This window comes from Scandinavium sp. NPDC088450 (assembly GCF_044900545.1).
Classification (GTDB): Bacteria; Pseudomonadota; Gammaproteobacteria; order Enterobacterales; family Enterobacteriaceae; genus Scandinavium.
This window is the reverse complement of sequence record NZ_JBJDNI010000016.1, coordinates 36,863-54,100: the sequence shown is the minus strand read 5'-3', so window position 1 is coordinate 54,100 and position 17,238 is coordinate 36,863. Positions and strand designations below refer to the sequence as shown.

The window sequence follows — 17,238 nt, the reverse complement described above, 5'->3', positions numbered from 1 at the left end:
TTTTTAAGCCGAAAGATATCAGCGCATTTTCAGGCGATTAGCAAGAAAAAAGCCCGCATTTGCGGGCTTGAAAGAAGAAGCTGAAATTACTCAGCCTGCAACTTAGACGGCGGAGCAGAATGATAATGCGCATCAGCTTCAGCAAAACGCTTCTGCATGGACGCAGACGGGGCTTTGCTCAGCAGGCTGAACACCACGATCCCGATGCTGCCAAAGATGAAACCAGGGATGATTTCATACAAGCCGAGCCAGCCGAACTGTTTCCAGACGATGACCGTCACGGCACCGATGACCATGCCTGCCAGCGCACCGTTACGTGTCATGCGGGACCACATCACGGAGAACAGGACCACTGGGCCAAATGCCGCACCGAAACCTGCCCAGGCGTAGCTCACCAGACCGAGTACGCGGTTTTCTGGGTTGGCTGCCAGAGCAATCGCCACCAGCGCCACGGCCAGCACCATCAGGCGCCCTACCCAGACCAGTTCTTTTTGGCTCGCGCCTTTACGCAGGAAAGCTTTGTACAGGTCTTCGGTAATCGCACTAGAACAGACCAACAGCTGGCAGCTCAGAGTGGACATGACCGCCGCCAGAATCGCCGACAGCAGAATACCCGCGACCCACGGGTTAAACAGAATTTGTGCCAGCTCGATAAACACTCGTTCGCTGTTCTGGTTCACCGCGCCCGCCAGTTGCGGGTTGTTGGTGAAGAACGCAATCCCGAAGAAACCGACTGACACCGCACCGGCCAGGCACAAAATCATCCAGGTCATACTGATACGACGCGCATGCACGATGCTGTGATGGGAATCGGCGGCCATGAAACGCGCCAGAATATGCGGCTGACCGAAATAGCCCAAGCCCCAGCCCATCAGGGAGATGATCGCCACGAAGTTCAGGCCTTTCAGCATGTCGACGTTTTCGATGCTTTTCTGCTTGATGACTTCCAGTGAATCGCCGAAGCCGCCCACGGTGAAGATAACAATCACCGGTGTGAGGATCAGGGCGAAAATCATCAGGCTCGCCTGCACAGTGTCAGTCCAGCTCACGGCGAGGAAGCCACCAATAAAGGTGTACAGAATCGTCGCGGCTGCGCCCGCCCACAGTGCGGTTTCGTAGCTCATGCCGAAGGTGCTTTCAAACAGACGCGCCCCCGCCACAATGCCGGAAGCACAATAGATGGTGAAGAACAGCAGAATAACCAGCGCGGAGATAATACGCAGCACACGGCTGTTATCTTCAAAACGGCCAGTGAAATAATCCGGCAGTGTCAGCGCATTATTGTTCGCTTCGGTGTGAACACGCAGACGACCGGCCACCAATTTCCAGTTAATCCATGCGCCAACACACAGGCCGATGGCAATCCAGCTTTCGGAAATACCAGAAATGAAAATGGCCCCCGGCAGGCCCATTAACAGCCAGCCGCTCATATCCGATGCGCCCGCCGACAGCGCGGTCACGAAGGGCCCGAGGCTACGGCCACCCAGAATATAATCGTCAAAGTTTTTCGTCGAACGCCATGCAATAAACCCAATCAGGATCATGCCTAAAATATAAATAAGGAACGTCACCACCATCGGTGTACTAGCCATAAAATACTCTCCAGTGTCGCTTTTTTATCCCTGAATCCGGAACGAAGAATCAGGTTCTTTATTACGGGCGGGGGGTATCCTGCCGTAAGCGGAATTTATTCACAAACGATTTAACACTGCATTTACAGATATTACATCCCGGCAAACAGAGCAATTTTCTATAGGTTGCACTCGCTCACGCTTTTCCGGGTTGCACCTTTAAAAAGTGTTAAGCACCGCATAAAACCTGGGCAGAATCATTATTCTTAGCGTGCTTTTTATTGTTAAAATCCTTTAACAAGTCATCACTTTTCCTGATTGCTGGCGAAGTCACACTTAACACGGTTGCACAAAGTTGCAACATGATAGATATTTCTGTGCAACCAACGAAGCAGCAACCGCACAACAGGAGTTTCTGTCATGGGCACCACCACGATGGGTGTTAAGCTTGACGACGCTACGCGCGAACGTATCAAAAGCGCGGCCACCCGCATTGACCGCACGCCGCACTGGCTGATTAAACAAGCCATTTTTAACTATCTGGAAAAACTGGAAAACGACGACGCCTTGCCGGAACTGCCTGCGCTGCTTTCCGGGGCCGTCAATGAGAGCGATGAAGGCCAGTTGCAGGTGGAAGAAAACCACCAGCCGTTCCTCGATTTCGCCGAGCAAATTCTGCCGCAATCCGTCACCCGTTCAGCCATTACCGCCGCCTGGCGTCGTGCCGAAACCGATGCCGTGCCGATGCTGCTGGAGCAGGCTCGTTTGCCGCAGAACATAGCCGAACAAGCGCATAAGCTCGCTTATCAACTGGCGGAAAAACTGCGTAACCAGAAAACCGCCAGCGGTCGCGCCGGCATGGTGCAAAGTCTGTTGCAGGAATTCTCCCTGTCTTCTCAGGAAGGCGTGGCGCTGATGTGCCTGGCGGAAGCGCTGCTGCGTATTCCGGACAAAGCGACGCGTGATGCGCTGATCCGCGACAAAATCAGCAACGGCAACTGGCATTCGCACATTGGCCGTAGCCCTTCCCTGTTCGTGAATGCCGCCACCTGGGGCCTGTTGTTCACCGGCAAACTGGTATCGACCCACAACGAAGCCAGCCTCTCTCGCTCCCTGAACCGCATTATCGGTAAGAGCGGCGAACCGCTGATCCGCAAAGGTGTGGACATGGCGATGCGCCTGATGGGCGAGCAGTTCGTGACTGGCGAAACCATTTCCGAAGCGCTGGCCAACGCCCGCAAGCTTGAAGAGAAAGGCTTCCGCTACTCTTACGACATGCTGGGTGAAGCCGCGCTGACCGCCGCCGATGCGCAGGCGTATATGGTTTCCTATCAGCAGGCTATCCATTCTATTGGTAAAGCCTCCAACGGGCGTGGCATTTATGAAGGCCCGGGCATCTCGATTAAGCTTTCCGCCCTGCACCCACGCTACAGCCGCGCGCAGTACGACCGTGTGATGGAAGAGCTTTACCCACGCCTGAAATCCCTGACCCTGCTGGCTCGCCAGTATGACATCGGCATTAACATCGATGCCGAAGAAGCGGACCGTCTGGAAATCTCCCTCGACCTGCTGGAAAAACTCTGCTTCGAGCCAGAACTGGCGGGCTGGAACGGCATCGGTTTCGTGATCCAGGCCTACCAGAAACGCTGCCCGTTCGTGATTGATTATCTTATCGATCTCGCCACCCGCAGCCGTCGCCGTCTGATGATCCGCCTGGTGAAAGGCGCGTACTGGGACAGCGAAATCAAACGCGCCCAGATGGACGGTCTGGAAGGTTATCCGGTCTATACCCGCAAGGTGTACACCGACGTGTCCTACCTTGCCTGCGCGAAAAAACTGCTTGGCGTGCCGAACCTGATTTACCCGCAGTTCGCGACGCATAACGCCCACACACTGGCGGCGATTTATCAACTGGCAGGCCAGAACTACTATCCGGGCCAGTACGAATTCCAGTGCCTGCACGGCATGGGTGAACCGCTGTATGAGCAAGTGGTTGGGAAGGTAGCCGACGGCAAACTGAACCGCCCTTGCCGCATTTATGCCCCTGTCGGCACGCACGAAACCCTGCTGGCGTATCTGGTACGCCGTCTGCTGGAAAACGGCGCGAACACGTCCTTCGTCAACCGCATCGCCGACAACACGCTGCCACTGGATGAGCTGGTTGCCGACCCGGTTTCTGCGGTCGAGAAAATGGCGCAACAGGAAGGTCAGGCTGGCTTGCCACATCCGAAGATCCCTCTGCCGCGTGATTTGTACGGCGAAGACCGTTCGAACTCTGCCGGTCTGGATCTGGCGAACGAACACCGCCTGGCCTCCCTCTCCTCTTCATTGCTGAACAGTGCTTTGCAGAAGTGGCAGGCTAAACCGATTCTGGAGCAGCCAACTTCTGATGGCGACATGAGCCCGGTGGTTAACCCGGCTGAACCGAAAGATATTGTCGGTTATGCACGCGATGCCACTGAGCAGGAAGTTGAGCAAGCGCTGGAAAACGCGGTGAATAGCGCGCCTATCTGGTTTGCGACTCCGCCGCAGGAACGTGCCGCCATTCTTGAACGCGCAGCCGTGCTGATGGAAGGCCAGATGCAGCAGCTGATGGGCATTCTGGTGCGCGAAGCTGGTAAAACCTTCTCAAATGCCATCGCCGAAGTCCGCGAGGCCGTCGACTTCCTGCACTACTATGCAGGTCAGGTTCGCAATGACTTCGCTAACGAAACGCACCGCCCGCTGGGCCCGGTGGTGTGTATCAGCCCGTGGAACTTCCCGCTGGCTATCTTTACCGGCCAGATTGCCGCAGCGCTGGCTGCCGGTAACAGTGTGCTGGCAAAACCTGCCGAACAAACGCCACTGATTGCCGCTCAGGGGGTCAATATTTTGCTGGAAGCTGGTGTACCAGCAGGCGTAGTGCAACTTCTGCCTGGCCGCGGTGAAACCGTGGGCGCACAGCTGACATCCGACAATCGCGTACGCGGCGTGATGTTCACCGGGTCAACCGAAGTCGCCACGCTGTTGCAGCGCAATATCGCTACTCGCCTCGATCCTCATGGCCGCCCGACACCGCTTATCGCGGAAACCGGCGGGATGAACGCGATGATCGTCGACTCTTCTGCTTTGACCGAGCAGGTGGTTATCGATGTGCTCGCGTCTGCCTTCGACAGCGCAGGCCAGCGTTGTTCTGCCCTGCGAGTGCTCTGCCTGCAAGAAGACATCGCCGACCACACGCTGACCATGCTGAAAGGTGCGATGGCAGAATGCCGCATGGGTAACCCAGGCCGCATGACAACCGACATTGGCCCGGTGATTGATGCTGAAGCCAAAGGCAACATTGAGCGTCATATCCAGGCCCTGCGTACCAAAGGCCGTCCGGTGTTCCAGAGCGCGCGTGATAACAGCGACGATCGCCGCGAATGGGCACACGGTACCTTCGTGCCGCCAACGCTGATTGAGCTGGAGAGCTTCGACGAGCTGCAAAAAGAAGTCTTCGGCCCGGTGCTGCACGTGGTGCGCTACAGCCGTAACGAGCTGGAAAAACTGGTTGAGCAAATCAATGCGTCTGGTTATGGCCTGACGCTTGGCGTGCATACCCGTATTGACGAAACCATCGCGCAAGTGACGGGCAGCGCCAACGTCGGCAACCTGTACGTGAACCGCAATATGGTTGGCGCTGTGGTTGGTGTGCAGCCGTTTGGTGGCGAAGGCTTGTCCGGTACTGGCCCGAAAGCAGGCGGCCCGATGTATCTCTATCGTCTGCTGTCCAGCCGTCCTGATGATGCTCTGCTGACCACGCTGAATCGCCAGGATGCCGAACACCCGGTGGATGCTCAGTTGAAAACGTTGCTGGAACAGCCGCTGAGTACACTGCGTGAATGGGGAGCCAATCGCCCTGCTCTGCAATCCTTGTGCGACCGTTATGGCGAACTGGCTCAGGCCGGGACACAGCGTTTACTGCCAGGACCTACCGGGGAACGTAACACCTGGACGCTGATGCCGCGCGAGCGAGTGCTCTGCATCGCCGATAACGAAGAAGATGCACTGGCACAACTGGCGGCCGTCACGGCGGTTGGCAGCGAAGTGCTGTGGCCGGAAGAAAGCCTGCAACGTGCTCTGGCTAAGCAACTGCCGAAAGCCGTCAGCGAGCGTATTCGTTTCGCGGCGACTGCCCAGATTGCTAACGCCGATTTCGACGCGGTTATCTACCACGGTGACTCCGACCAACTGCGCGAACTTTGCCAGCAAGTGGCGGCGCGTGACGGGGCGATTATTTCCGTTCAGGGCTTTGCTCGCGGGGAAACCAATCTGCTGCTGGAACGCCTGTATGTTGAACGCTCGCTGAGCGTCAATACGGCCGCGGCCGGGGGCAACGCCAGCCTGATGACAATCGGCTAAAGGTGTGATTAATTAAGCCTCTAAACTGCCCGGCGGCACTGCGTTTGCCGGGCCTACGGGACGTGGTGCTGTAGGCCCGGTAAGGCATCGCCGCCACCGGGCAATAACCACCGCTCGGGGGAAAAATGAAAGGATTACTACTGGGTGCGGGCATCCTGTTGCTGAGCAGCGCAGCACTGGCAGACGACTGCGATAATGCGAAGACGCAAGCCGATATGACGACCTGCACAGCCAATCAATTAAAAGCCGCAGACAGCAAGCTGAATACGGCCTACGGCACCGCCATGAAACGCGCGCCGGAAGCGACCAAAACGTTACTAAAAACCGCGCAACAAAAATGGATTGCCTTGCGCGATGCCGATTGTGCGTTGATAAGCTCCGGCACTGAAGGGGGCAGCATTCAGCCGATGATCCACGCCCAGTGTCTGACCGACAAAACGGTTGAACGCACCGCATGGCTGGAATCTCTGCTGAACTGCGAGGAAGGTGATATGAGCTGCCCGCTGCCGCCAGCGCATTAACGCAGGCGTATGCCTTCGATAATCATCCGCTGGACGTTCTCAACGGTTTGCTGGAAAAAGGCTTCATCCTGCAAGTTTTTTCCGGTTACCGCTTCAACCTGGGTGGCGAAATCCGCATAGTGCTGGGTCGCTGCCCAAATCATGAAAATCAGGTGATTGGGGTCAACGGGCGCAAGTTTTCCCTCTGCAACCCAGCCTGAGATAATCGCCGACTTCTCTGCAACCAGGGATTTTAAATCCCCGGTCAACTCGGCCATTAACAATGGCGCGCCCTGCAACATCTCCAGGCAGAACAACCGCGAAGCCTCAGGATAATCGCGCGACACCTCAAGCTTCAGCCGGATGTATTCGCCAATCGCCACCAGCGGCGTGAACTCTTCCCGAAACGCGCGCAGCGGAGCGAGCCAGATATCGAGAATATTGCGCATCACCGCCACATACAGCGCTTCCTTTGAGGGAAAGTAATAAAGCAGATTGGTTTTCGACACGCCGGCAAGCTCCGCCACTTGTTCCAGGCGCGTGCCATGGATGCCGAACTGCGAAAACGTGGTCAACGCCGCGGCCAGGATCGCCTCTTTTTTGGCACTGACCGCCTGAGTGCGCTTCCCGGTTTTTTTCACCCCATTCTGCGTCATCTGGATGCTCCTTATTCCTGTGGTGCGGTGCTTTCACTGGCAGGCAGAACCGCCTTTTTCTTCTTAAATTTAAGCTCGCTGACCAGCACGCCAGCGACGATGAACAAACCGCCGAGCAGGGCCAACACCGGAAGTCGTTCTCCGGCCATTCGCCCAAAAATGCCTGCCCAGACGGGCTCACCAGTATAAATCACCGTGGCCCGTGTCGGCGAGACGCTACGCTGCGCCCAGTTCATCACCACCTGAATAATGGCGCTGAAGATGCCCAGTCCAAGCGCGACGATGAGCAGCCCTGGTGAGAAATCAGGCACTGATTCGCCCGCAGGCACCATAGCGATAAAGGCCACCAGCGAGGCCGTGGCAAGCTGCACGACGGTGACTCTTCGCACGTCGACTTTCCCGGCCCAGGCACTGATAAGGATGATTTCCGCCGCAATCGCGATGGCACCAGTCAGCGTAATCAATTCCCCTGCCCCTAGCGCCAGCATGTTGCCTTCCGGCCCGGCAAGCAACATCAGCCCGATAAACGCCAGTGCAATCCCGGTGCAGGACATCAACCCCGGAACGCGCCCCAGACAAAGCCATTGCAGCAACGGCACCAGCGGCACATACATAGCGGTGATGAAGGCGGATTTACTGCTCGAAATAGTCTGCAAGCCCCAGGTTTGCAGGCTGTAGCCCATGGCAATCGCAATGCCTATCGACACGCCTGCTTTCAGTTCAAGCCGGGTTAACCCACGCAACGAACGGAACGACAAAGCCCCAACCGCCAGGGCTGCCGTGGCAAAACGCAGGCCGACAAAGAAAAACGGATCGCTTAGCGTCACGGCATATTGCACGGCAAGGAAGGTCCCACCCCAGAACATGGTGATGACGATCAGCAGCGCTTCCTGAGGCTTGATAGAGAATTGATAACGAGAGAGAAAGGACATATGACCGCCACGCGAAGTTTCAGCGCATCAGTGTGCCTTCAGCCGTGATGGGCTGCAAGAAACATTCATCATGGTTATGAATTACAGGAGAAAATGCCAGAAATGAAAAACCGCCGGGAAACCCGGCGGCGGGGATGGATGGGGCTCAGGTCGCCACATCTTACGGCGTCAAACCACTAGCTGTTGCGATTACTGCCGTGGCTGTTTTTTCCCCCTTTTTTGCCAGCTTCAGAGGCGCGCTGAGGATCGTTCTTGAAGTTCCCCCCGCTGTGCTGGCCACCTTTACGACCTGCTTCTGATGCTCTTTCGCGGTCTTCAGCAAAATTCCCTGAACCGCCACGATGGTTTGCCATTACGGACCTCCAGTTGTTCAGACATCATATTGCATTACGTTAATGTGGAAGATTCCACTACGCGGCAGCGAGTTGCCCCGTGTTTTCTGCCGCGTGGAACTAAGCTTAGTGGAAGCCGCTTATTCCACCAGCCCACCGTAATATCCTGCAACATGCACCAGGCTGAAAGGGTGAGAAAAACGCAACGACATTGATAAGCACTTCTTATGCCTTATGAAAACCCGGGTCGGGAAAGTGTGTCATTTTGCTACAAAGAGAAACGATCCTTCAGCGCCGTATAATTGACTGAAATAATTAAAATTAAGGGAAATCGTCGCAGAAGCGAAGCGGCAACTCTGCGTGCCACTTCAGCCTTTGCCCGGCTGCGTTTAATTACGGCCAGAAAGTTGACCATCCCCGGTCTGTGACCAACACTTTCAGGAGTCTCTTGCTAAAACACAGTGTCATTACGGAGAACAACGCTATGAGTGGAAAGGCAAAAATTCTGGTGCTTTACTATTCCATGTACGGACACATTGAAACCCTCGCTGCAGCCGTGGCGGAAGGCGTCAATAAAGTGGATGGCGCAGAAGTGACGGTGAAGCGAGTGCCGGAAACCATGTCGGCCGAAGTCTTCGCCAAAGCGGGCGGTAAAACCCACACCGCTCCTGTCGCCACACCGCAGGAACTGGCTGATTACGATGCCATTATTTTTGGCACCCCAACGCGCTTTGGCAACATGGCCGGGCAGATGCGTACCTTCCTCGATCAGACCGGCGGCCTTTGGGCTTCTGGTGCGCTGTACGGCAAACTCGGCAGCGTGTTCAGTTCGACCGGTACCGGCGGCGGCCAGGAACAAACCATCACCTCATTCTGGACCACCCTTGCCCACCACGGCATGGTGATTGTGCCGATTGGCTATGCCGCACAAGAACTGTTTGATGTGTCACAAGTGCGCGGCGGCACGCCGTATGGCGCTACCACGATTGCCGGCGGCGACGGTTCACGCCAGCCAAGCCAGGAAGAGCTGGCGATTGCCCGTTATCAGGGCCAGCATGTCGCGGGTCTGGCGGTTAAACTCAAAGGTTAATCTTCTGTAAGGAGGAGTGTTATGCCTACACAGGAATCGAAAGCGCATCATGTTGGCGAGTGGGCCAGCCTGCGCAATACCTCACCTGAAATTGCGGAAGCCATTTTTGAAGTCGCAAAATACGACGAAAAGCTGGCGGAGAAAATCTGGGAAGAAGGCAGCGATGAAGTGCTGTCTCTGGCTTTCGGCAAAACGGACAAAGACGCGCTGTTCTGGGGCGAACAAACCATCGAACGCAGAAACGTCTGACCACACTGCCCCCGCTGAGCGGGGGCTTTTTCGTTTACTTCGCGGCGTTATTCAATACTGCGTTAAATTTCTCTACCGGGCAGAAACCTTCTGCATCCACCGGGCAACCTTTCAACTCTAATGTCACACGCTGTGGCGGCGACTTCAGCGTCAGCACATCCGCATTACGCAGTTGCTCCGTGCTTTGATAAACATACTCAATTTTCATCAATTCACGATTCCCCTGGGTATCGTGCCAGCGCTCAAAGACAATTTTGCCGCCGATAGGGGTCCGCTCGTACTGGTCATGAAGCTGATAAGGTTTGAAATCCAGCGCCATCAGCAGCGAGGCGATATTCGAGTCGTGCCCAACCATCAACGTCACTTTTGGCGCTTTCGCCGCCTCGGTGACCAACGCCTTGTCGATGTACCTCACCAACGGAGCGGCAACATTCCGTGCCACTTCCGGCGAGGTGAACAAACTGTCCTGATAGCCGTTTTTCAGTTCTGACAGCACACGCCATTGCTGATCGGTTTTAATCTGCCCCCACGCAACCTGATCCAGCGGGAAGCCTTCGTAGTATTGCAAAGTGAACGCATCCACCAGCGAGTTACCGACTTTCAACGGCCCGGACACGCCCGGCTCTTTTTCATACGGCGCGCTGAAGGTGTCTTTCGCTTCTGTCAGCGAACAGTCTTTCTTCTCTTTGCAGGACGGGGAATTTTGATAATCGACGATTTTCTCCAGCAGCTTATAGCTGTCGTCGAGCTTCATTTTCTGACGCTCTTCCGCCATCGCCTTCACGGCCTGCTGGCTGAAAGCTTCAGACTGATCAGTGATAACCGGGTTGAAGGTCGGGTCCATTTTGCCCATTTCGGCCTGATGATGAACCGGCACATCACACCCCGGGAACGCGCCGGTAATAAAGAATTGCGCCGTGGCGACTGTGCGTTGCAGGCTGTTGGCATAGGCATACACCGCGTTTTCTGGTGGACACTCGCCGGTGGTGACCATGCCCTGCTCGGCCAGCCATTCACGCATATAGTGGCCCATGTACACTTCAAGAATGCCGCCTTTGGTGGTGAGCTGCCCACCGGGCACATCCCATTCAGGCCATTTGTTCGGCGTGGACTGCTCCAGCACGCTGCCGTTATTAGCTAACGGCGCGCGCAGGTTGTGCCGACTCATGATCAGCACCTGCTGAAGTTGATACCCTTCTGGCGTGGTGTCCGCCTGGGCTCCGGAAGCCATAAAAAGTGTGCCAATAACGGCCGCCGCAATGACGCTTTTTCTCATCCCTTATTCCCTCGTGCGTTTTTAGAGTCGGTTTAATTGTGACAGAAACATGACAATTTGCCTGGACGCAGGCCGCAAACCAGCGAATGAAGAGTCCGAATGCGGTTTATTCCAGGCTGATACACCCCTCCTGGTTATTTCTACGATTTCAAATTCTGAATTAAACAAATCAACTGCCCAATGGCACGAAGCCATTTGCAATTGGCCCTGGCTGCCGTTAGATCTAGAACCCACTCCTTTTAAAAGGAGACAACAAAAAACATAAACAGCACCAGACAGGGAAAATCATGATCAAAATAAGCAACGATCGCGTTGTGTATGCTATGTCACGCGATAACCAGCCCGTCGCCACCGTCAAAAGCGGCAGCGAAGTTATCTTCGACACCTGCGATTGTTTCTCCGACCAAATCACTGCCGCCGATACCGTCTTTCAGGCGCTCGACTGGCAACGCATCAACCCCGCCACTGGTCCGGTTTACATCGAAGAAGCCCAGCCTGGCGACGCATTACGGGTTCACATCAAACGCATTCGTTTTACCCGTGATAACGCGGTGATGGTCACTGCGCCCAATCTGGGCGTAATTGGCGATGAACTGCAGGCTCCGGAAGTCTCCATTATCCCGATTGATAACGGCAAAGCACTGTTGCCGGGCGGCGTGGAAGTTGCCTTGCGTCCGATGATTGGCGTGATTGGCGTGGCTCCAGCCGGGGAAGCGATTTCCTGCGGAACGCCTGACAGCCACGGCGGCAACATGGACTGCAAAGAAATCACCGAAGGCAGCACTTTATGGTTGCCAGTGAATGTGCCGGGCGCGCTGTTTGCTCTTGGTGACCTGCATGCTGCTATGGGCGATGGCGAAGTCTCGGTGTGCGGGCTCGAAATTCCCGGCGAAGTGACCGTGGAACTGACCGTGGTGAAAAATCGCAAGCTCCCACTGCCGATGCTGGAAAATGACGACACGCTGTTTACCCTCGCTTCAGCGTTAACACTCGATGAAGCTGCCAGCATGGCGACCCGCAATATGGCGCATTTCATCGCCGACAACACCGAACTGCCGCTGTTTCAGGCGATCAGCATTCTCAGCATCACGGGTGATTTGCAGGTTTGTCAGGTGGTCGACCCGCTGAAAACCTGCCGTTTTGCGCTGCCGAAAACCGTTGCCGCCCAGTTAAATCTGAGCATTGCAGGCGGTGAAAAATGAGTGTTGAACAATTTGGCTACAAGCAAGAGCTGCATCGAGCACTGACCTTCAAAGATTTGCTGATTTACGGCATGATTTTCATGGTGCCTATCGCGCCGTTTGGGGTGTTTGGTTACGTGTGGGATGGCGCTAAAGGCATGGTCGCGCTGGCCTATCTCATCGGCATGGTGGCGATGTTCTTCACCGCCATGAGCTACTGGTCGATGTCTCGTGCCTTCCCGGTTTCCGGCTCCGTGTATGCGTACGCCCAACGCGGTATTCATCCGATCGTCGGCTTCTTCGCCGGTTGGTTGATTCTGCTCGACTACATTCTGGTGCCTTCCCTGCTGTATATCGTCAGCGCGGCGGCCTTAGCGCCGATGGTGCCTGGTGTGCCGGGCTGGGTGTGGATTGTCGGCTTTATCGCCGTTAACAGCCTGATTAACCTGAAAGGCATCACCTTCACCGCCAAAGCCAACAACACCATTTTGATGGCTGAAATCGTGGTGTTGACGATTTTCGTGGTACTGGGCCTGCTGGCGCTGTACTCCGGCCAGGGCGCGGGCCATTTGACGCTGGATCCACTGTACAATCCGGATAAATTTAGCCTGCCGCTGGTAATGGGCGCGGTGTCGATTGCGGTGCTGTCGTTCCTCGGTTTTGACGGGATCTCAACACTTTCGGAAGAAACCAAAGATGGCGTGGACACAGTAGGCAAAGCGTCGCTGGTTGCGCTGATTCTGGTCGGCTCGCTGTTTATCCTGCAAACCTGGATTGCCGCCGATTTGTCTCAGGGCATGGCCTTCACCAGTCTTGATACGGCGTTCTATGACACGGCGAATCTGGCAGGCGGTCAATGGCTGAAGTATGTGACCATGTGGTCGACGGTGATTTCCTGGGGGATCGCGAATGCGCTGGTTGCTCAGGCTGCGGTCTCACGCATTCTGTATGCCATGGCTCGCGATAAGCAGCTTCCTGCCCTGCTGGCAAAAGTGCATCCGCGCCTGAAAACACCGTATGTCAGCACGCTGTTTGTGGCGCTGATTTCGCTGGCTTCCGGCCTGTGGTTCTACGGTGATATTGATAACCTCAGCCGCCTGGTGAACTTCGGCGCATTGATGGGCTTCCTTGTTCTGCACGTAGCGGTGATTAACCATTACATGCTGCGCCAGAAATCCCGCAATTTGCTGATGCACCTTGTCTTCCCGGTGATCGGTTTTTGCATCATCAGCTTCGTGATTTACGAAATGGACGTTGAGGCGAAAATTCTTGGTCTTAGCTGGCTGGCGCTGGGCATCGTGTATTATGTCGTGATGCGCGTGCTGCTCAAACGCAACGTGGTCCTCAATCTGGAGAGTTAATCTTCCCGGCGCGCGCCAGATGTTTACACCCTGGTGCGTGCAGGTTTCGGGAATAAAGAAATGTCATGAAAGCCCTTCTTAAAAAGCTCGCTGTACTCAACCCCCTGTTCCGCCCTCATCGCTGGATTGGCCTGCTGACGCTGCTCATTGGCAGCGTGTTCCTCAAGCCTGTGCTGGTGCAAATCTACCATTTCGTGCCACAAGCAATGGGCGAATTCACCGGCTGGAAAGATCTGATTTCCACCTTTGGCCTGTTAACCCTGCCGCAAGTGGTGCTCGGCATTGCCATTGTGCTGATGAGCATCGGCCTGTTTTTGCGCGCGCGTGTCGCCTGGTCGTTTTCGCTGATCCTGCTTATCGCCGTGGCGTTGTTCAATTTCCTGCTGCCGGGCGGCCTGCATCGAATTGGCTATTTGTCGCTGCTGGACTGTCTGTGTCTGCTGTGGTTCTGGCGTGAGTTCAGCCAGTCAAGCCTGGCGGCGGGTACGCTGTTTGCGCTCATCAGCTTTGGCTCGTTGCTGACCTATGCCCTGTGCGGCTCATTGTATTTAGGCGATCAGTTCCATCCCGCCATTGATGAGCTTTCAACGGCGCTCTATTTCTCAACGGTAAGCATGTCTACCGTCGGTTTCGGCGACATCGTGCCGGTTACCGCTTCTGCGCGGCTGTTCACGGTGTCGATTATCATTCTGGGCATTACCGTCTTCGCCACGTCCATCAGCGCCATCATTGGCCCGGTCATCGGTGGCAACCTGAAACGCATGATCAAAGGGAGAATTTCACACGCCATGCGCAAGAACCACATGATTATTATCGGTGCCACGCCGCTGGCGCTGAGCGTTTACAACGGCCTGAAGGCACGTGACGAAACCATCACCGTGCTTATCCCGCCAGGTGTGCCGCACGATTTCCCGCCAGAGGCCGACGTGCTGATTGATGACCCGTCATCCGATAAAGCCCTGCGTGAAGCGGGCGCAGATAAAGCGAAGTACATTCTGGTGCTGCGCAATGACGATTCCGACAATGCGTTTATCGTGCTGGCGGCGAAAGAAGTGGTATCGGCAGAAGGAAAAATTCTCGCGCTGGTGAACTCCGATAAAAACCTGAGCAAAATTAAGCGCGTTCAGCCCGATATTGTTTTCTCGTTACAGACGCTAGCCAGCGAGTTGCTGCTGCGTAAATTAAGCGGCGAGCAAATGGACACCGGCAACCTGATGGATTTGCTGTTCCAGGACGGGCATTAACCTCTGACGCCAAAAAGCCCGCAGCAATTGCGGGCTTCTCCATTAATACCAACTCACCTGACTATTTCGCATTCAAAACCTGCCAGCGCTGATACACCTTGATGGCCTCCGGGCTGGGCTGATGCACCATCGGCAACCGGCGCTGGGCAATCGGTTTGGTAAACTCGCCGTAGAAGGTTTCCAGTTCAAAATATTTGCGGTCATCGCGGTAATACGGCACGTATTCCTCGCGGGTGGTGATGTAGATAACCTTGCGCGGACTGCAATAATAGAGCGCGCCGAGACACATCGGGCAAGGGCTCGCCAGAATGTAGATGTCACAGTCGCTGAGGTTTTCGGTGCCCAGTTTGCGGCAGGCCTCGCGCACCGCGAGGATCTCCGCATGCGCCGTGGGATCGTTAGTCTGAGCCACCTGATTCGGGCTTTCGGCGACAATCTCTTCCCCGCGCACAATCACCGTGGCAAACGGTCGACCGCCCTCTTCCACATTTTTCATCGCCAGCTCAATCGTACGTTTTACAAAATCCATCTCTCGCTCCTTTGGTTTGCGCTAGTACATAACAAAAAGAGTAGAGGCTTAGATTGATAAGATAAAAGTCTCAATTATTATTATCGCTATTAGTATTTCTTATAGGTGATGCAATGATCCTGCGCTACGTCCACTACTTCCTTGCCGTTGCAGAGCACGGCAGCTTTACCCGCGCCGCCGCCGCGCTGTATGTCTCGCAACCTGCGCTCTCGCAGCAAATCAAACTGCTGGAACAAACCCTGCAAGTGCAGCTTTTTGACCGAACGGGCCGAACAGTTCGTTTGACCGATGCCGGGAAAGTGTTTCAGCGCCACGCCCGCCAGGCGATGAACGAACTGGAAGCCGGAGCCCGTGCGGTGCAGGACGTGGAAGATTTAAGCCGCGGGCATCTGCGCCTGGGCCTGACGCCGACCTATACGCCGTGGCTGGCGGGCCCGCTGCTGGCTGCCTTCTGGCAGCGTTACCCCGGCATTACCCTCGCCGTCAGCGAAGGCACTCAAGGGCAGATTGAACAGCAACTGGTGAACGATGAGCTGGATATCGGCCTGGGTTTCGCAGGCGATCACGCCGCAGAACTTTCCGCCACGCCTCTGATGCAGGAAGGGCTGGTGCTGGTCGTCAGTAAAAAACATCCGCTCGCCGGGCAAAAGCAGTTGGCGATAACGGCGCTGACCGGGGAACCACTGGTTTTGCTGGACTGCAGTTTTTCCACCCGCGTTGAAATCGACCAGCAATGTCGCACGCAGAATGTGAGCCCTAATCTTGTGATGGAAACCAATACCCTGGGCGCGATTCTTGCTCTGCTGCAGCGCGCGCCGCTTGCAAGTATTCTGCCGGATACGCTGGTGCAAGCACACAATGCCCTCTGCACGCTTGAACTTTCGCCCCCGCTTTCAGGGCGTACAGGCGTCGCGCTGACCCGTAAAAATACTCGTCATGCCGCCGCCGGTGCGCTTATAGAAGTGTTGAGCCACGTGCTCGGGGAGCTGAAGGTCAGGCAGTAACCTGATTCAAAATCCTTGAATTCGCTCTTTAATCCACGGTGGCAAGGTTTGTGCCAGACTCTATGCTTAACAGGTCAATTGCCGACACAACCGAGGAGAAAACCATGGGATATTACGAAATCAAGAAATCCGACAAGGACACCAAAGAGCCGTACTATTTTGTGTTGAAAGCCGCGAACCATGAAGTGATTGCTCGCAGCGAAATGTACTCCACCAAAGCGGCCGCGCAAAAAGGCATTGCTTCAGTGCAAAAAAATGGTGCCACCACCGAGATCAAAGACAAAACGGTGTGATGCAGAAAGCAAAAAGCCCGCAACCAGTGCGGGCTTCATTCAGGCAAGACGTTTACTCAGACACGCTTTTCTTCAGGTCTTCAGCGCCGGCTTTGGTTTTATCCCACGCTTTGCTGCTGCCTTCTTTGGTAGCATCCCAGGCTTTCTGACTGCCTTCTTTGGTGCTGTTCCAGGCTTTTTCAGAGCCCTGCTTAGTTTTATCCCACGCCTTCTCGCTGCCTTCTTTGGTGCGATTCCAGGCCTTCTCACCGTCTTGCTTCATGTTGTCGGTGGTGGAACCGTCGCTTTTCGCTTTGTTGATCTGCTCCTGAGTGCGATGCTCAGTCTGGTGCAGTTTCTCTTTTGCTGTGTCAGCGCCTGCATGTGCGGCCTGAACGGTTTCATCTGTGGCATGCTGCATTTCGCCCTGCGCCATCGCGCCAGTGGCAACAAACAGAAGGGACATAGCGATGATGGTCTTTTTCATTTGAATTTCCTTTTATCAGAGTCCGTGGATAACTTTATTTCTGCCCCGCTTCGCTCACAAGGTAAAAAATCTTAATTGAATCAGCAGCAAATTAAGGCCACAGAAATCATGCGACCCGTTCCCTGAAAAAAAAGGGGCAGTATCCCGCCCCCATTTTATGGCCAGAATTAC

The 17,238-nt window shown here is 55.2% G+C and carries 16 protein-coding genes; 9 read left to right on the top strand and 7 right to left on the bottom strand.

Translation table 11 applies throughout. The features are described 5' to 3' along the window. Positions 1-86 precede the first annotated feature (86 nt). Entirely contained in the window at positions 87-1,592 is a 1,506-nt protein-coding gene (putP, locus tag ACI2I2_RS15045) for a sodium/proline symporter PutP (protein WP_404658619.1), read from the bottom strand. Positions 1,593-1,991: 399 nt separating this feature from the next. On the opposite strand from putP, the gene putA reads away from it, so the two are divergent. Together putA and ACI2I2_RS15035 are read left to right on the top strand one after the other, a co-directional pair. Next, the gene (gene putA, locus ACI2I2_RS15040) at positions 1,992-5,954 is read left to right on the top strand and encodes a trifunctional transcriptional regulator/proline dehydrogenase/L-glutamate gamma-semialdehyde dehydrogenase (protein ID WP_404658618.1); all 3,963 of its coding nucleotides are present in this window, start codon (positions 1,992-1,994) and stop codon (positions 5,952-5,954) included. A 125-nt stretch (positions 5,955-6,079) separates the two neighbouring features. Continuing rightward, entirely contained in the window at positions 6,080-6,475 is a 396-nt protein-coding gene (locus tag ACI2I2_RS15035) for a lysozyme inhibitor LprI family protein (protein ID WP_404658617.1), read from the top strand. Here ACI2I2_RS15035 and rutR read toward each other — a convergent pair. From rutR to ACI2I2_RS15020, 3 genes are all read right to left on the bottom strand, one after another. Continuing rightward, positions 6,472-7,110: an HTH-type transcriptional regulator RutR gene (gene rutR, locus ACI2I2_RS15030; protein ID WP_404658616.1), complete on the bottom strand. Its 639-nt coding sequence runs from the start codon at positions 7,108-7,110 to the stop codon at positions 6,472-6,474. The genes ACI2I2_RS15035 and rutR overlap by 4 nt on opposite strands. A gap of 11 nt (positions 7,111-7,121) precedes the next feature. Further along, on the bottom strand, positions 7,122-8,042 hold the full coding sequence (locus ACI2I2_RS15025; protein ID WP_404658615.1) for a DMT family transporter: 921 nt from the start codon (positions 8,040-8,042) through the stop codon (positions 7,122-7,124). Positions 8,043-8,218: 176 nt separating this feature from the next. Next, positions 8,219-8,395, bottom strand: a complete 177-nt coding sequence (locus ACI2I2_RS15020) for a general stress protein (protein WP_097164821.1) — start codon at positions 8,393-8,395, stop codon at positions 8,219-8,221. Between the two features lie 463 nt (positions 8,396-8,858). On the opposite strand from ACI2I2_RS15020, the gene wrbA reads away from it, so the two are divergent. Continuing rightward, the gene (gene wrbA / locus ACI2I2_RS15015; protein ID WP_404658614.1) at positions 8,859-9,464 is read left to right on the top strand and encodes an NAD(P)H:quinone oxidoreductase; all 606 of its coding nucleotides are present in this window, start codon (positions 8,859-8,861) and stop codon (positions 9,462-9,464) included. 21 nt (positions 9,465-9,485) lie between these two features. Next, positions 9,486-9,713 carry a YccJ family protein gene (locus tag ACI2I2_RS15010; RefSeq protein WP_404658613.1) on the top strand — a complete coding sequence of 76 codons (228 nt, stop codon included), beginning with the start codon at positions 9,486-9,488 and terminating at the stop codon, positions 9,711-9,713. Between the two features lie 34 nt (positions 9,714-9,747). Here ACI2I2_RS15010 and agp read toward each other — a convergent pair whose 3' ends face one another. Further along, positions 9,748-10,989 carry a bifunctional glucose-1-phosphatase/inositol phosphatase gene (gene agp, locus ACI2I2_RS15005; protein ID WP_404658612.1) on the bottom strand — a complete coding sequence of 414 codons (1,242 nt, stop codon included), beginning with the start codon at positions 10,987-10,989 and terminating at the stop codon, positions 9,748-9,750. A gap of 290 nt (positions 10,990-11,279) precedes the next feature. Here agp and ACI2I2_RS15000 point away from each other — a divergent pair, with 290 nt between their 5' ends. The 3 genes from ACI2I2_RS15000 to kch all read left to right on the top strand — a co-directional run bounded on the left by ACI2I2_RS15000 (position 11,280) and on the right by kch (position 14,775). Then, complete coding sequence (locus tag ACI2I2_RS15000; RefSeq protein ID WP_404658675.1) at positions 11,280-12,191, top strand: acetamidase/formamidase family protein; 912 nt, start codon at positions 11,280-11,282, stop codon at positions 12,189-12,191. After that, positions 12,188-13,531, top strand: coding sequence for an APC family permease (locus ACI2I2_RS14995; RefSeq protein ID WP_404658611.1), 1,344 nt, complete (start codon positions 12,188-12,190; stop codon positions 13,529-13,531). The genes ACI2I2_RS15000 and ACI2I2_RS14995 overlap by 4 nt, the downstream gene beginning before the upstream one ends. A gap of 65 nt (positions 13,532-13,596) precedes the next feature. Next, positions 13,597-14,775 carry a voltage-gated potassium channel protein gene (kch, locus tag ACI2I2_RS14990; RefSeq protein WP_404658610.1) on the top strand — a complete coding sequence of 393 codons (1,179 nt, stop codon included), beginning with the start codon at positions 13,597-13,599 and terminating at the stop codon, positions 14,773-14,775. A gap of 61 nt (positions 14,776-14,836) precedes the next feature. On the opposite strand, the gene ACI2I2_RS14985 is transcribed toward kch, so the two are convergent. Further along, positions 14,837-15,304, bottom strand: a complete 468-nt coding sequence (locus tag ACI2I2_RS14985) for a nucleoside deaminase (RefSeq protein ID WP_404658609.1) — start codon at positions 15,302-15,304, stop codon at positions 14,837-14,839. A 113-nt stretch (positions 15,305-15,417) separates the two neighbouring features. On the opposite strand from ACI2I2_RS14985, the gene cynR reads away from it, so the two are divergent. After that, positions 15,418-16,308 (top strand): transcriptional regulator CynR, encoded by an 891-nt coding sequence (gene cynR, locus ACI2I2_RS14980; protein WP_404658608.1) that lies wholly within the window; start codon positions 15,418-15,420, stop codon positions 16,306-16,308. Positions 16,309-16,412: 104 nt separating this feature from the next. Next, on the top strand, positions 16,413-16,601 hold the full coding sequence (locus ACI2I2_RS14975; RefSeq protein WP_404658607.1) for a YegP family protein: 189 nt from the start codon (positions 16,413-16,415) through the stop codon (positions 16,599-16,601). 52 nt (positions 16,602-16,653) lie between these two features. Here ACI2I2_RS14975 and ACI2I2_RS14970 read toward each other — a convergent pair whose 3' ends face one another. After that, a complete protein-coding gene (locus tag ACI2I2_RS14970; protein ID WP_404658606.1) occupies positions 16,654-17,067 on the bottom strand; it encodes a hypothetical protein in 414 nt (137 codons plus the stop codon). Between the last annotated feature and the right edge of the window lie 171 nt (positions 17,068-17,238).